At 71.7% G+C, this 13,724-nt stretch carries 13 protein-coding genes; 4 read left to right on the forward strand and 9 right to left on the reverse strand.

The features are described from left to right. The 3 genes from pta to pyk all read left to right on the forward strand — a co-directional run bounded on the left by pta (position 1) and on the right by pyk (position 4,809). Entirely contained in the window at positions 1–2,094 is a 2,094-nt protein-coding gene (pta, locus tag ACVV2G_RS03840) for a phosphate acetyltransferase (RefSeq protein WP_453841136.1), read from the forward strand. Continuing rightward, positions 2,091–3,305 (forward strand): acetate kinase, encoded by a 1,215-nt coding sequence (locus ACVV2G_RS03845; RefSeq protein ID WP_453841137.1) that lies wholly within the window; start codon positions 2,091–2,093, stop codon positions 3,303–3,305. The genes pta and ACVV2G_RS03845 overlap by 4 nt, the downstream gene beginning before the upstream one ends. 73 nt (positions 3,306–3,378) lie before the next feature. Beyond that, positions 3,379–4,809, forward strand: a complete 1,431-nt coding sequence (gene pyk / locus ACVV2G_RS03850; protein WP_453841138.1) for a pyruvate kinase — start codon at positions 3,379–3,381, stop codon at positions 4,807–4,809. 102 nt (positions 4,810–4,911) lie between these two features. Here pyk and ACVV2G_RS03855 read toward each other — a convergent pair whose 3' ends face one another. The 4 genes from ACVV2G_RS03855 to ACVV2G_RS03870 form a co-directional block, all read right to left on the reverse strand. Further along, positions 4,912–6,345, reverse strand: coding sequence for an ICP22 family protein (locus ACVV2G_RS03855; RefSeq protein ID WP_453841139.1), 1,434 nt, complete (start codon positions 6,343–6,345; stop codon positions 4,912–4,914). After that, entirely contained in the window at positions 6,335–6,910 is a 576-nt protein-coding gene (locus ACVV2G_RS03860; RefSeq protein WP_453841140.1) for a DUF6114 domain-containing protein, read from the reverse strand. The genes ACVV2G_RS03855 and ACVV2G_RS03860 overlap by 11 nt, the downstream gene beginning before the upstream one ends. A 117-nt stretch (positions 6,911–7,027) precedes the next feature. Beyond that, complete coding sequence (locus ACVV2G_RS03865; protein ID WP_453841141.1) at positions 7,028–7,669, reverse strand: DUF6230 family protein; 642 nt, start codon at positions 7,667–7,669, stop codon at positions 7,028–7,030. Between the two features lie 655 nt (positions 7,670–8,324). Beyond that, positions 8,325–9,299, reverse strand: a complete 975-nt coding sequence (locus tag ACVV2G_RS03870; RefSeq protein ID WP_453841142.1) for a tetratricopeptide repeat protein — start codon at positions 9,297–9,299, stop codon at positions 8,325–8,327. 241 nt (positions 9,300–9,540) lie between these two features. Between ACVV2G_RS03870 and ACVV2G_RS03875 the strand changes: the two genes are divergently transcribed. Then, positions 9,541–10,230: a TetR/AcrR family transcriptional regulator gene (locus ACVV2G_RS03875; protein ID WP_453841143.1), complete on the forward strand. Its 690-nt coding sequence runs from the start codon at positions 9,541–9,543 to the stop codon at positions 10,228–10,230. Between the two features lie 76 nt (positions 10,231–10,306). Here the strand turns inward: ACVV2G_RS03875 and icmA are convergent, their stop codons facing one another. The 5 genes from icmA to ACVV2G_RS03900 all read right to left on the reverse strand — a co-directional run bounded on the left by icmA (position 10,307) and on the right by ACVV2G_RS03900 (position 13,719). Further along, entirely contained in the window at positions 10,307–12,007 is a 1,701-nt protein-coding gene (icmA, locus tag ACVV2G_RS03880) for a coenzyme B12-dependent isobutyryl-CoA mutase large subunit (protein WP_453841144.1), read from the reverse strand. 92 nt (positions 12,008–12,099) lie between these two features. Continuing rightward, positions 12,100–12,441, reverse strand: coding sequence for a DUF3817 domain-containing protein (locus ACVV2G_RS03885; RefSeq protein ID WP_453841145.1), 342 nt, complete (start codon positions 12,439–12,441; stop codon positions 12,100–12,102). 56 nt (positions 12,442–12,497) lie between these two features. After that, entirely contained in the window at positions 12,498–13,007 is a 510-nt protein-coding gene (locus ACVV2G_RS03890; protein ID WP_453841146.1) for a MarR family winged helix-turn-helix transcriptional regulator, read from the reverse strand. 77 nt (positions 13,008–13,084) lie between these two features. Continuing rightward, positions 13,085–13,378, reverse strand: coding sequence for an MTH1187 family thiamine-binding protein (locus ACVV2G_RS03895; RefSeq protein ID WP_453841147.1), 294 nt, complete (start codon positions 13,376–13,378; stop codon positions 13,085–13,087). Continuing rightward, positions 13,375–13,719: a DUF3817 domain-containing protein gene (locus tag ACVV2G_RS03900; protein WP_453841148.1), complete on the reverse strand. Its 345-nt coding sequence runs from the start codon at positions 13,717–13,719 to the stop codon at positions 13,375–13,377. Before ACVV2G_RS03900 ends, ACVV2G_RS03895 begins: the two co-directional genes overlap by 4 nt. Positions 13,720–13,724 lie beyond the last annotated feature (5 nt).

A 13,724-nucleotide genomic window follows, 5' to 3' on the forward strand; every position in this document is an offset into this window, starting at 1 on the left:
GTGACGCGCAGCGTGTACGTGACCGGTATCGACCGCGGCGACGGCCGCCAGGTCGTCGAGCTGGGGGTCATGGAACTCCTGACCCGGCAGGTCGACCGGGTCGGCGTCTTCCGCCCCCTGGTCCACGACGGGCCCGACCGGCTCTTCGAGCTGCTGCGCGCCCGTTACCGGCTCGCGCAGGACTCCTCGGCCGTCTACGGCATGGACTACCAGGAGGCCTCCGCGCTCCAGGCCGAGCAGGGCACGGACGAGCTGGTGTCCGCGCTGGTCGACCGGTTCCACCTGGTCGCCCGCGACTACGACGTGGTCCTCGTCCTCGGCACCGACTTCGCCGACACGCAGTTCCCGGACGAGCTGGCGCTGAACGCGCGGCTCGCCAACGAGTTCGGCGCGTCGGTGATCCCGGTCGTGGGCGGCCGCAAGCAGACCGCGGAGTCCGTGCTCGCCGAGACCGTCAACGCCTTCCGCGCCTACGACGGGCTGGGCTGCGACGTCCTGGCCATGGTGACCAACCGGGTGGCCCGCGAGGACCGGGACGGGATCGCCGAGCGGCTCGCGGGCCGGCTGCCGGTGCCGAGCTGGGTGGTGCCCGACGAGCCCGCCCTGTCCGCGCCGACCGTCTCGCAGATCGCCCACGCCCTCGGCGCCGAGGTGGTCCTCGGCGACGACGCGGGGCTCGCCCGCGACGCGCTGGACTTCGTCTTCGGCGGGGCCATGCTGCCCAACCTGCTGAGCGCCCTGACCCCGGGCTGCCTGGTCATCACCCCCGGCGACCGGGCCGACCTGGTGATCGGCACGCTCGCCGCGCACAGCGCCGGCACCCCGCCGATAGCCGGCGTCCTGCTGACCCTGGACGAGGTGCCCGGCGAGGGCATCCTCACCCTCGCCGCCCGCCTCGCCCCCGGCACGCCGGTGCTGTCGGTGACCGGCAACAGCTTCCCCACCGCCGAGCGGCTGTTCTCCCTGGAGGGCAAGCTCAACGCGGCCACCCCGCGCAAGGCGGAGACCGCCCTCGGCCTCTTCGAGCGCTACGTCGACACCGCCGACCTGGTGCGGCGGGTCTCCGCCCCCAGCAGCGACCGCGTCACGCCGATGATGTTCGAGCACAAGCTGCTGGAGCAGGCCCGCTCCGACCTGCGCCGGGTCGTGCTGCCCGAGGGCACCGAGGAGCGGGTGCTGCACGCGGCCGAGGTGCTGCTGCGCCGGGGCGTGTGCGAGCTGACCCTGCTGGGCCCGGTCGAGCAGATCCGCAAGAAGGCCGCCGACCTGGGCATCGACCTGACCGGTGTCGAACTGGTCGACCCGGCCGTCTCCGAGTTGCGCGACACGTTCGCCGAGAAGTACGCCGCCCTGCGCGCCCACAAGGGCGTCACCGTGGAGCTGGCGTACGACGTGGTCTCCGACGTGAACTACTTCGGCACCCTGATGGTGCAGGAGGGGTTCGCCGACGGCATGGTGTCGGGGTCGGTGCACTCGACGGCGGCGACGATCCGCCCGGCCTTCGAGATCATCAAGACCAGGCCGGACGCGTCGATCGTGTCGTCCGTCTTCTTCATGTGCCTGGCCGACAAGGTCCTGGTCTACGGCGACTGCGCGGTCAACCCGGACCCGGACGCGGAGCAGCTCGCCGACATCGCGAGCCAGTCGGCGTCCACGGCGGCGCGGTTCGGGGTGGACCCGCGGATCGCGATGCTGTCGTACTCGACGGGCACCTCCGGTTCCGGCGCGGACGTCGACAAGGTGCGCGAGGCGACGGAGATCGTCCGCTCCCGCCGGCCCGACCTGCGCGTGGAGGGCCCGATCCAGTACGACGCCGCCGTCGAGCCGTCGGTCGCCGCGACCAAGCTGCCCGGCTCCGAGGTCGCCGGGCAGGCCAGCGTGCTGATCTTCCCCGACCTGAACACCGGCAACAACACGTACAAGGCCGTGCAGCGCTCGGCCGGCGCCATCGCCGTGGGGCCGGTCCTCCAGGGCCTGCGCAAGCCGGTCAACGACCTGTCCCGGGGCGCGCTCGTCCAGGACATCGTGAACACCGTCGCCATCACGGCGATCCAGGCCCAGCAGTCCCCCACCGAGAAGGCGTCCGCCCTGTGAGCCCCACCCGTGTCCTCGTTCTCAACTCCGGTTCCTCGTCGGTGAAGTACCAGCTGATCGACATGCGCGGCGGCGACCGGCTCGCGGTGGGCCTCGTCGAGCGGATCGGCGAGGAGACCTCACTGCTCAGGCACACGCCGGCGGGTGGCGGCACCCGTGAGCGGAACGGGTCCGTCCCCGACCACGACGCCGCGCTGAAGGCGGTCGCGGCGGAGCTGGCCGGGGACGGCCTCGGCCTGGACTCGCCGGAGCTGGCCGCCATCGGGCACCGGGTGGTGCACGGCGGCAGGCAGTTCACCGAGCCGACCGTGGTCGACGACGCCGTACTCGCCGAGGTCGAGCGGCTCATCCCGGTGGCCCCGCTGCACAACCCGGCCAACCTCACCGGCATCCGCACCGCGCAGGCGCTGCGCCCGGACCTGCCGCAGGTCGCCGTCTTCGACACCGCCTTCCACACGACGATGCCGGAGTCCGCGGCCCGCTACGCGATCGACGTCGAGACCGCCGACCGGCACCGCGTCCGCCGTTACGGGTTCCACGGCACCTCGCACGCCTACGTCTCCCGGGAGACGGCACGGCTGCTGGGCCGGGCCCCCGAGGACGTGAACGTCATCGTGCTGCACCTGGGCAACGGGGCGTCGGCCTCGGCGGTGCGCGGTGGTCGTTGCGTGGACACCTCCATGGGGCTGACGCCCTTGGAGGGACTCGTGATGGGTACGCGCTCGGGAGACATGGACCCGGCCGTCATCTTCCATTTGATGCGTGTTGGCGGAATGTCCGCCGACGAGATCGACACTCTCCTCAACAAGAGGAGCGGTCTGATCGGTCTGTGCGGCGACAACGACATGCGGGAGATCCGCCGCCGGGTGGACGCCGGCGACGAGCGGGCACGGCTGGCCTTCGACATCTACGTTCACCGGCTGAAGAAGTACATCGGCGCCTATTACGCCGTCCTCGGACGGGTGGACGCGGTGGCCTTCACCGCCGGGGTCGGGGAGAACGCGGCGCCGGTGCGGGAGGCTGCCGTGGCGGGCCTGGAGGGGCTCGGCCTGGCGGTGGACCGGGAGCTGAACGCCGTGCGAGGCGACGGTGCGAGGCTGATCTCGCCCGCGGACGCGCGGGTGGCGGTGGCCGTGGTGCCGACCGACGAGGAAATGGAGATCGCGACACAGACCTACGCGCTGGTAAACGACTCGGGAAATCTCACCTGAGCAGCATCCCGCCCTTTTGTATTTTCCGCCAGACGGAATATTCCGCAGCGAAACAAACCGATAGGATCGCCCCATGCGCCGTTCGAAAATCGTCTGTACTCTCGGCCCCGCGGTCGACTCCCACGAGCAGCTCGTCGCGCTGATCGAGGCCGGCATGAACGTGGCCCGCTTCAACTTCAGCCACGGCACGCACGCCGAGCACCAGGGCCGTTACGACCGGGTCCGGGCCGCCGCCAAGGAGACCGGCCGGGCCATCGGCGTCCTGGCCGACCTGCAGGGCCCGAAGATCCGCCTGGAGACCTTCGCGGAGGGTCCCGTCGAGCTGGTGCGCGGTGACGAGTTCGTCATCACCACCGAGGACGTGCCGGGCGACCGGACGATCTGCGGCACGACGTACAAGGGCCTGCCCGGTGACGTCACCAAGGGCGACCAGGTCCTCATCAACGACGGCAACGTCGAGCTGAAGGTCACCGAGGTCGAGGGCCCCCGGGTGAAGACGATCGTCATCGAGGGCGGCGTCATCTCCGACCACAAGGGCATCAACCTGCCCGGCGCGGCGGTCAACGTCCCCGCGCTGTCCGAGAAGGACGTCGAGGACCTGCGGTTCGCGCTGCGGATGGGCTGCGACCTGGTGGCCCTCTCCTTCGTCCGGGACGCCAAGGACGTGGCCGACGTCCACCGGGTGATGGACGAGGAGGGCCGCCGGGTCCCCGTCATCGCCAAGGTGGAGAAGCCGCAGGCGGTGGAGAACATGGAGGACGTCGTCGCGGCCTTCGACGCCGTCATGGTCGCCCGCGGCGACCTGGCCGTCGAGTACCCGCTCGAGAAGGTCCCCATGGTGCAGAAGCGGCTCATCGAGCTGTGCCGCCGCAACGCCAAGCCGGTGATCGTGGCGACCCAGATGATGGAGTCGATGATCACCAACTCGCGGCCGACCCGCGCCGAGGCCTCCGACGTGGCCAACGCGATCCTGGACGGCGCCGACGCGGTCATGCTGTCCGCCGAGTCCAGCGTGGGCGCGTACCCGATCGAGACCGTCAAGACCATGTCGAAGATCGTCTCCGCCGCCGAGCAGGAGCTGCTGTCCAAGGGCCTCCAGCCGCTCGTGCCGGGCAAGAAGCCGCGTACGCAGGGCGGTTCGGTGGCCCGTGCCGCCGCCGAGATCGCCGACTTCCTGGGCGGCAAGGGCCTGGTGGCCTTCACCCAGTCCGGTGACACCGCCCGCCGGCTGTCCCGCTACCGCGCCGCGCAGCCGATCCTCGCCTTCACCACCGACGAGTCGACCCGCAACCAGCTGGCGCTCAGCTGGGGCGTGGAGCCGCACGTGGTGCCGTTCGTGAACAGCACCGACGAGATGGTCGACCTGGTGGACCAGGAGACGGCCCGCCTCGGCCGGTTCAGCGACGGCGACATCGTCGTGATCACCGCCGGTTCGCCCCCCGGCGTGCCCGGCACCACCAACATGGTCCGCGTGCTGCACCTGGGCGAGACCCGGCGCGCCTGACGGGTCCGCGCCCGGCCTCCGGAACGGCGCCGAGGGCGTCCCCCGCACGCGGGGGACGCCCTCGGGTTTTCCCACGGCTCCCGAACGGGCCGCCGGACGCGCTCAGTCGGTCATGTACTGGTGCAGCCCCGGGATGTGGAGCGTGCCGCCGAACTGGCCGGCCTGGACGACCGTCACCTTCGTGAAGTAGATCAGCGGGATGTCCAGGGGCGGCGGGTGCTCCGGGTCGAAGGTGATCGGGATCAGCCCGAGCAGGTTGCCCGAGATGCTCTCCGTGTACATCACCGTCCGGCCGTCGCGGATCGTGGACATCGAGCCCTCGGCAGCCTGCACGTGGTAGGTCCTGCCGGCCTGTTCGTCCTTCACCGTCTGGTGCAGGTCGCCGATGTCGGTGCCGTTGGAGATGACGTACTTCAGCACCCTCTTCGTGGTGCCGTTGGCCGTCCTCACCTCGACGACGCCCTCGTACGAGGCACCCTTGAGCAGCAGCGAGCTGGCGTTGAGGTACCAGGGGTCGTCGGGCAGCGGCACCGTGTTGTCGACGCCGCCCTCCGCGTCGGTGGCGACCGGGCAGTCGTCCACGTCCGTGCCGGCGCTCTCGGAGGCGCTGGGGGCGGGCGAGGGGCCTGACTCGTCGGTGGCCTCGTCCGTGGGCTCCCCGGCGGCCCCGCCCACCGGCTCCCCGGTGTCCTCGGCAGCCTCGGACGCCTCGTCGGCCGTGTCCTGCGCGGCATCCTTCGCCGTGCCGGTGGCCTCCTCGGCCGTCCCCTTCTCGGGTCCGGACGCGTCCTCGCCCCCGGCCCCGTTTGCGTCCGCGTCCTCGGACACCCGCTCCGACGCCGAGGGAGTCGGCGTGGGGCTCGGGCTCTCCTCGGCCTTCCCGCCGCCGGTGAAGAAGTCCTCGAGCGCGTCGCCGAGGCCGTCCAGCACGCCGCCGCCGGACTCGGACGCGGAGGGCGCCGGCTCCCCGGCACCAGCCGCCTCCTCGCCCCGCGGCTCGCTGCTCCGCGTCTCCTGCGGCGCGGAGGGGCTCGGGGCCGGGTCGGCCTCGTCGTCGGAACCTGAATCCGGCGAAGAGGGCCCACCCTGGCCCGTGCCCGCGTCCGTGCCCGCACCGGGGCCCTGGGACGTCGAGGGGCCGGGCTCCTTCGTGCCGCCCCCGTCGTCCTCTGCCCCGGCGGACGCCCCGTCCGACGCCCCGTCGGACACCTCCTCGGACGCCGAGGGCGACGGCCGGGGCGACTCGGACGCGCCCTTCTCGGCTTCCTCCAGGGCCGCCACGCAGTCCTTGTACTCGTCGGCCGTCAGACTGTTGGAGTTCGGCTTCACCGAGTCGTTCCCGTCGGCGAGGGCCAGCGTCGGCGTGAACCCCATCCCCATGAGGACCGCCGTGGGCATCGCCGCCAGGGCTATCGCCTTCCCGGCCGGCATGTGGAACCTGGTGTACAACGGCTTCCTGGGTGCCGCGTGGCGCGGCCCGGTTCTCCCACGGGACGACTCCACGTCAGTCCCGCGGGTCACCTCGTCAGCCGGCACTGTGCCTCCCGTTCGCCCCGTTGGCCGGGCTCGTTCCTGACAGATCGTTCGGCTCCCCCGCCCCGTCCCGCGCCTGCGGGAGCGCGGTGCCGGGCGCCGCGGCCGCGGGGACCACGCCCTCGGGCGCGCCGCCCGTCCCCCTGCCCTCCAGAGGCGGCTCGGTCCGCGGCGGCTCGCCCGGCACCCACGACACGGCCATCGCCCCGCCGACCAGCGCGAGCAGGAAGCCGATGAGGAAACCACCGAGGTTGGACACGGGGAGGGACACCAGCGCCAGCAGGATCGCCGCCACGCCCGCGAAGACCCGGACGTGCTTCTGGAACCACAGGCTGACGCCCAGGACGACCAGCAGCACGCCGATGATCAGGGACCCGGCGCCCGCGGTGGTGGCCATCGCCAGCGTCAGGTGGCCGATCTGGAGATTGGCGTACGGGAAGTAGGCGATGGGGAGTCCGCCGAGCGCGACGAACAGGCCGGCCCAGAACGGCCGCGCGCCTCGCCAGGCACGGAACTGCAGCCTCCGACGGGTGAACCGGTCGGCTGCGGCAGGAGTCTCGGCGCTCATGGAAAACAGCTCCCTGGTACGGCTTTGCTGGGGTGGAGACGCGGGCCGTGCGCGAAGGCCCGGCCGGAGAGGGGACGGGCGGGGGCGCCGGTGGCTCCCCCGCCCGTCACGGGGTGCTCAGTAGCACTCCTTGACACCCTTGGACAGCGACATCTTCAGTCCGCTGAGCTTGAAGGTTCCGGCGGTGGTGGCCCACGCCGTCTGCTTCACGTCGGTGAGAACGGCCGTCTCGGCCTGCTGGCCGAACCCGAAGCCGTTGGCCATCTCCTTCCCGCCCTTCATGCCCGGACCGGGGCCGTTCTTCATGTCCCCGGCAGCCACGCCGATGTCGATGTTCTTGAACGTGGCGTCGGCGGAGAGGTCCTCGATGTCGATGTAGAGGTTCTCCGCGTGGACCGGGGTGCCCTTGCCGCCGGCCTTCAGGGTGAGGCTGACCGAACCGACGAACGGGAGGTCCGGGGTGACCACGGACTGGCACATGTTCGTGATGTCCGCGGACTTGAACGCCGAGACGGCTACGGGGTGGGCCGCCTTCTCACCCTTCAGCGTGTAGCCCTGGTCGATCGCTCCGTACTGGGAGAAGCCCGTACCCTCGAGCCGGTCCGCCGTCACCTTGAACGACTGGCCGGAGACGCTGAACGACGCCGCCAGGGCGCCCTGCCCCAGCGCGACGCCTATCGCAGCCGTGGCGGCAACGCTGGGCACCATCACCACAGCGAACCGCTTCCATCTGGTCCCGCCACGCACCTGGGACTCCATATTTCCTCCTTCTCGGACGTACATCTCCTGACCTCGGCCCCGCCCCCGGATCGGAGGCTCGGCCTGGCAGGGAGGGGAGAAGTGCTACGTCCTCGGGAAGGAGAGCGCCCGCGCTCGGCGGCACGTACGAACGCGCCCGAATCACCGGCGATCACCCCCGAGCGACAACCACTGGTCGCGCCTGACACACATCACGCACAACCCTGCTGGACAGGCTTCACCGGGTGGGCGAAGACCCCCCTGCCCAAGGGCCGGCGCCTCTGCCGCCGGCCCTGCTCGGTGGGGACCCAGGAATCCCCGCGACCCGACTGGCTTCCGGGGTACGGGAAGGGACCGAGCGTCGCCGATCGTGGTGCATTCTCGCCGTCGGCACAAGGGGGTTCGTTACTCGCTGGTAACGGCCAGGCAACCGGAGGACGGCCCACCGGCCCCGAACGGCGACGCAGGGTGTGTCATGAAGGCGGTGCGAAACCACCGATTGCCGGACAGAACGCGGCAGACCGACACCCTTGACTTACTTGCAGTAACAGCGGCCGCGATTGCCAAGTTTTGGCAAAGCGCGGCCGCACTGACGTCCCGTCGGCAGCTCTTTCACACAGGCACCATGCGGACGAACGGCGGGCGGCCGGCCGGTGACCGGCGCCCGGACCGCCCGCTAGAACAGGGCGCGGGCCAGCGCCCTGCGCGCCGCGGCGACCCGCGGATCGTCGGCGCCGACCACCTCGAACAGCTCCAGCAGCCGCAGCCGTACGGCGTCCCGGTCGTCCCCGGCCGTGACGCGCACCGCATCGATCAGGCGCCCGAAGGCGTCCTCCACGTGGCCGCCCACCAGGTCCAGGTCGGCGGCGGCGATCTGCGCCCGGGCGTCGTTCGGCTTGTCGGCCGCGTCCTGACGGACCCGCTGCGGGTCGGCGTCCTGCACGCGCTGGAGCAACTCGGCCTGGGCGAGGCCCAGTTTGGCCTCCGTGTTGCCCGGGTCCTCGGCCAGCACGTTCTTGTAGGCCTGGACGGCGCCGCCCAGGTCGCCGGCGTCCAGCGCCCGCACGGCGGCCTCCAGTGCCGCGTCGTGCGGACCGGCCGGGCGCTCGGCGACGGCGGGCCGGTCGCCCGGCTCCGCCTCGGGGTCGACGGCGAGTCCGGTCAGACCGAAGCGCTCCTCGGCGACCTGCACCAACTGGTCCAGGGTCTGGCGGATCTGCGCCTCACCGGCGGCGCCCTGGAAGAGCGGCAGCGCCTGTCCGGCCACGACCGCGAACACGGCCGGGATGCCCTGGACGCCGAACTGCTGCATCAGCATCTGGTTGGCGTCGACGTCGATCTTGGCGAGGAGGAAGCGACCGCTGTACTCGACGGCGAGCCGCTCCAGGACCGGGCTCAACTGCTTGCAGGGCTCGCACCATTCGGCCCAGAAGTCGATGACGACCGGGACCTCGGCGGACCGCTGCAGGACTTCGCTCTCGAAGCCGGCCTCGTCGACGTCGATGACGAGATCGACCGGGGAGACGGCCCCCGTCCCGCCCTGCCGGGCCGCCTCGGCGCGCGCCTGCTCCGCCTTCGCCTTGGCCTCCTGGGCCTGCTTCACCGCGGCGAGGTCGACGACCCCGCTCATGGACATGTTCCGTGGCTGCATGGGTCTATCCTCCCCCGTACTCCGCGCGTGCGTGAAAAGCGGGTCGAAAGCCCGCCCTGAAGTGTTCCGCCGGCGCCGGGTCCCCACCCGCGCCCATGGTCGTCGCTGGGGCACGGGCGTGCGGGGCCCGCGCTTTCGCTACGACCCGTAGCGTAATGCCGCGCAGGGCTGCGGGGACACCCCTCTTCCGTGATCTTCCTCACGGTCGCTCGCGGGGTTACCCGCCGGTTAAGGTCGGGCCATGCAGAGCAGCACCCCCGCCGGCCGTGCCGGCCGCCCGCGCAGCGCCGCGGCGGACACCGCGATCCTGGCCGCGACGCGGGCGGCCCTGGTCGACCTGGGCTGGTCGAAGCTCACCCTGGGAGACGTGGCGACCCGGGCGGGCGTCGCCAAGACGACGCTGTACCGCCGCTGGGCGGGCAAGAACGAACTGGTGGTCGACGCGGTCGCCGAACTCTTCGACGAGCTGCGGCTCCCCGACCGCGGCTCCCTGGCCGCCGACATCGAGGGCGTGGTGCTCCAGTTCGCGGCGATCCTGGCCCGCCCGGAGGCCAGGAGCGGCCTGATGGCGGTGGTCGCCGAGTCCGCCCGCGACGACGCGCTGCGCGAGCGGATCCGGACGTCGATCGTCGAGCGGCAGAAGCGCCTGGTGCTGGAGGGCAGGGCCCGCGCCCAGGCCAGGGGCGAGCTGCCGCCGGAGCCGGACGCCGCGGAGGCGGCCCGCACCGTGGACCTGATCTTCGACCTGGTCGCGGGCGCGGTGGTGCACCGCACGCTGGTCAGCGCGGAGGCCGCGGACGGGGACTGGGTACGGGGCCTCACGCAGGTGCTGCTGTGGGGACTGGCCTCCCGGCCATCCGGGCCGGACGCGCTGTCCGGGCCGGACGCGCCATCCGGGCCGAACAGCGCGTCCGGGCCGGCCGGCGGGTGACGCAGACCCCGGGGGCCGGGGCGGAGGCCCGAGGCGCGGAGGCCCCCGTCGCGCCCGTCGCGGCCGGCGCCGCCGCTCAGAAGCCCGCCGGCTCGGTGTACACGCCCCACTCGTCGCGCAGCACTCCGCAGATCTCCCCGAGCGTCGCCTCCGCCCGGACCGCGTCCAGCATCGGCTCGATCATGTTGCCGCCGGAGCGGGCCGCGGCGAGCATGCCCTCCAGGGCGGTGCGTACGGCCGCGTCGTCGCGGGCGGCCTTGCGTTCGCCCAGGGCCCGCACCTGCTCGCGCTCCACCTCGTGGCTGACCCGCAGGATCTCCAGGTCGCCGGTGACGGAGCCGGTGTGGACGTTGACGCCGACGACCTTCTTGTCGTCCTTCTCCAGGGACTGCTGGTAGCGGAAGGCGGACTCGGCGATCTCGCCGGTGAACCAGCCGTCCTCGATACCGCGCAGGATGCCGGAGGTCATCGGCCCGATGGGGTGCCGCCCGTCGGGGTGGGCCCTGAGGCCCCGCTCCTTGATCTGCTCGAAGATCCTCTCCGCGTCGGCCTCGATCCGGTCCGTCAGCTGCTCGACGAACCAGGCACCGCCCAGCGGGTCGGCGACGTTGGCGACGCCGGTCTCCTCCATGAGCACCTGCTGGGTGCGCAGGGCGATCTCCGCGGCCTGCTCGCTGGGCAGGGCGAGGGTCTCGTCCAGGGCGTTGGTGTGCAGGGAGTTGGTGCCGCCGAGCACCGCCGCCAGCGCCTCCACGGCCGTACGCACGACGTTGTTGTACGGCTGCTGGGCGGTGAGGGACACGCCGGCGGTCTGGGTGTGGAACCGCAGCCACTGGGCCTTGTCGCTCCGGGCGCCGTACACGTCCCGCATCCAGCGGGCCCAGATGCGCCGGGCGGCGCGGAACTTGGCGATCTCCTCGAAGAAGTCGAGGTGCGCGTCGAAGAAGAAGGACAGGCCGGGGGCGAAGACGTCGACGTCCAGGCCGCGCGACCGTCCCAGTTCCACGTACCCGAAGCCGTCCGCCAGCGTGTACGCCAGCTCCTGCGCGGCCGTCGCCCCGGCCTCGCGGATGTGGTACCCGGAGACGGAGAGCGGCTTGTAGGCGGGGATGCCGGCCGCGCAGTACTCCATCAGGTCGCCGATCAGGCGCAGGTGCGGCTCGGGCTGGAAGAGCCACTCCTTCTGGGCGATGTACTCCTTGAAGATGTCGGTCTGCAGCGTGCCGTTGAGCACGGAGGCGTCCACGCCCTGCCGCTCGGCGGCGACCAGGTACATGCAGAACACGGGCACGGCCGGCCCGCTGATCGTCATGGAGGTCGTCACGTCGCCGAGCGGGATGTCCTGGAACAGGACCTCCATGTCGGCGGCCGAGTCGATGGCCACCCCGCAGTGCCCGACCTCGCCGAGCGAGCGCGGGTCGTCGGAGTCGCGGCCCATCAGCGTCGGCATGTCGAAGGCGACCGAGAGCCCGCCCCCGCCGTTGCGGAGGATCATCTTGTAGCGCTCGTTGGTCTGCTCGGCGTTGCCGAACCCGGCGAACTGCCGGATGGTCCACGTCCGCCCCCGGTAGCCCGTGGGATGCAGGCCGCGGGTGAAGGGATACTCCCCCGGCCAGCCGATCCGCTCGAAGCCCTCGTACGCGTCCCCGGGCCGGGGCCCGTACACGGGCTCCACGGGATCGCCGGAGAGCGTGGTGAAGTCCGCGTCGCGCTTGCGCGCCGCGTCGTACCGGGCCTGCCAGCGAAGGCGGCCCTCCTCTATGGCGTCAGCGTCCATACCCACGAATTTACTAGGACGTCCAAGTAAATGTCGATGGGGTACCGCCGTACGGGTGTCCGTACGGCGGTGGGAGGGGCCCGCCGGCCTGCCTACGCCCGGGCGGCCGCGGGCGCCTCGGTGGCGGCGACCTTGGCGTCCAGTTCCCGGCTGACCTTGCGCTCCACGAAGAACGCGGCGGTCGGGACGGTCCCGGCCAGCAGCACCCACAGCTGCTTGCCGACCTTCCACTTCGCCTTGGCGCCCAGGTCGAAGGCGAAGACGAGGTAGACGACGTACAGCCAGCCGTGCGCGATGCTCACGACGCGGGTGAAGTCGGCGGCCCCGCCCATGTCCAGCAGGTACTTGGCGATCATGCCGAGGCAGAGCAGGATCAGCAGCACACCGGTGACATACGCCATGACCCGGTAGCGGGTCAGCACGCTCTTTTTCATGCGTACGAGCGTAACCGTCCGTTTCGCGCGGACTTCGGGCGGGCCCGGTGACGCGCTCAGGCCTCTTCGAAGTCCCCGGCGGCGACGCGCAGCGGCCTGAGCATCGCGAAGATCTCGCCGCATTCCTCGGCGTCGTAGGCGCGAAGGCCGAAGTCCATCGCCATCAGATCGCGGGTGGCCGCCTCGACCACCTCACGGCCCTTGTCGGTGATGGTGGCGAGGGTGCCGCGGCCGTCGTTGGGGTTGGGGCGCTTGTCGACCAGGCCGGACCGCACCAGCCGGTCGACGGTGTTCGTCACCGAGGTGGGATGCACCATGAGCCGCTCGCCGATCTTCGACATCGGCAGCTCGCCCGACTTGGAGAAGGTCAGGAGCACCAGCGCCTCGTAGCGCGCGAAGGTCAGCCCGTACGGCTTGACCACGGCGTCCACCTCGGCCAGCAGGATCTGGTGCGCCCGCATGATCGACGTGATGGCGGACATCGAGGGCACGCCGCCCCAACGCTGCTTCCAGAGTTCGTCGGCACGGGCGATGGGGTCGAACGAGAGACTCAGGGGCTTCGGCACGGCATCAGACCTTACCGGCCGGTCACATGCCGGTCAGCCCCGTCTCGCCTTTCGATACCACCGCCCGCCGCGCACGGCTACCCGGCGAGGTGCCGCTCCACCGTGTCCACCTTCGACGTGAGGCCGTCCGCCACGCCGGGGCGGAGGTCCGCCTTGAGGACCAGGGACACGCGCGGCGCGCGCGCCTCGACGGCGGCGACGGCCCGCCGGACGACGTCCATGACCTCGTCCCACTCGCCCTCGACGGACGTGAACATGGCGTCGGTGCGGTTCGGCAGGCCCGACTCGCGGACCACCCGGACGGCGTCGGCGACGTACTCCCCCACGTCCTCGCCGACACCGAGCGGCGTCACGGAGAAGGCGACGATCATGCGTTGACGACCCCTTCCTGGCGGGCGCGGGAGGCGATGACCGCGCTCTCGGCCTCACGCTTGAGCCTGCGCTCGGCGAAGAAGCCGCCGGCCGGCAGGACCGACAGGACGAAGTAGAGGGCGGCGGTCTTCAGCGGCCACTTCGCGCGGTTCCAGGCGTCCGCCCAGAAGAGCACGTACAGCACGAAGAGGAAGCCGTGCACCGCGCCCATCACCGGCACCGCGTTGAAGTCCGTGGTCCGCTTCAGCACGGAGCAGACGAGCAGGAGGAGGAACGAGATCGCCTCGGGGCCGGAGACCAGGCGGAGGCGGCGGAGGGCGGAGGCGGTCTTGAGGTCCACGGGTC

Source organism: Streptomyces sp. JK94 (assembly GCF_053613315.1).

What these genes read in the sequence shown, in the direction of transcription:
- ACVV2G_RS03860 (WP_453841140.1), bottom strand. Translation starts at nt 6,910, where the DNA reads ATGAGCGCCGAGACTCCTGCCGCAGCCGACCGGTTCACCCGTCGGAGG.
- pyk (WP_453841138.1), top strand. Translation starts at nt 3,379, where the DNA reads ATGCGCCGTTCGAAAATCGTCTGTACTCTCGGCCCCGCGGTCGACTCC.
- ACVV2G_RS03875 (WP_453841143.1), top strand. Translation starts at nt 9,541, where the DNA reads ATGCAGAGCAGCACCCCCGCCGGCCGTGCCGGCCGCCCGCGCAGCGCC.
- ACVV2G_RS03895 (WP_453841147.1), bottom strand. Translation starts at nt 13,378, where the DNA reads ATGATCGTCGCCTTCTCCGTGACGCCGCTCGGTGTCGGCGAGGACGTG.
- icmA (WP_453841144.1), bottom strand. Translation starts at nt 12,007, where the DNA reads ATGGACGCTGACGCCATAGAGGAGGGCCGCCTTCGCTGGCAGGCCCGG.
- ACVV2G_RS03865 (WP_453841141.1), bottom strand. Translation starts at nt 7,669, where the DNA reads ATGGAGTCCCAGGTGCGTGGCGGGACCAGATGGAAGCGGTTCGCTGTG.
- ACVV2G_RS03870 (WP_453841142.1), bottom strand. Translation starts at nt 9,299, where the DNA reads ATGCAGCCACGGAACATGTCCATGAGCGGGGTCGTCGACCTCGCCGCG.
- ACVV2G_RS03885 (WP_453841145.1), bottom strand. Translation starts at nt 12,441, where the DNA reads ATGAAAAAGAGCGTGCTGACCCGCTACCGGGTCATGGCGTATGTCACC.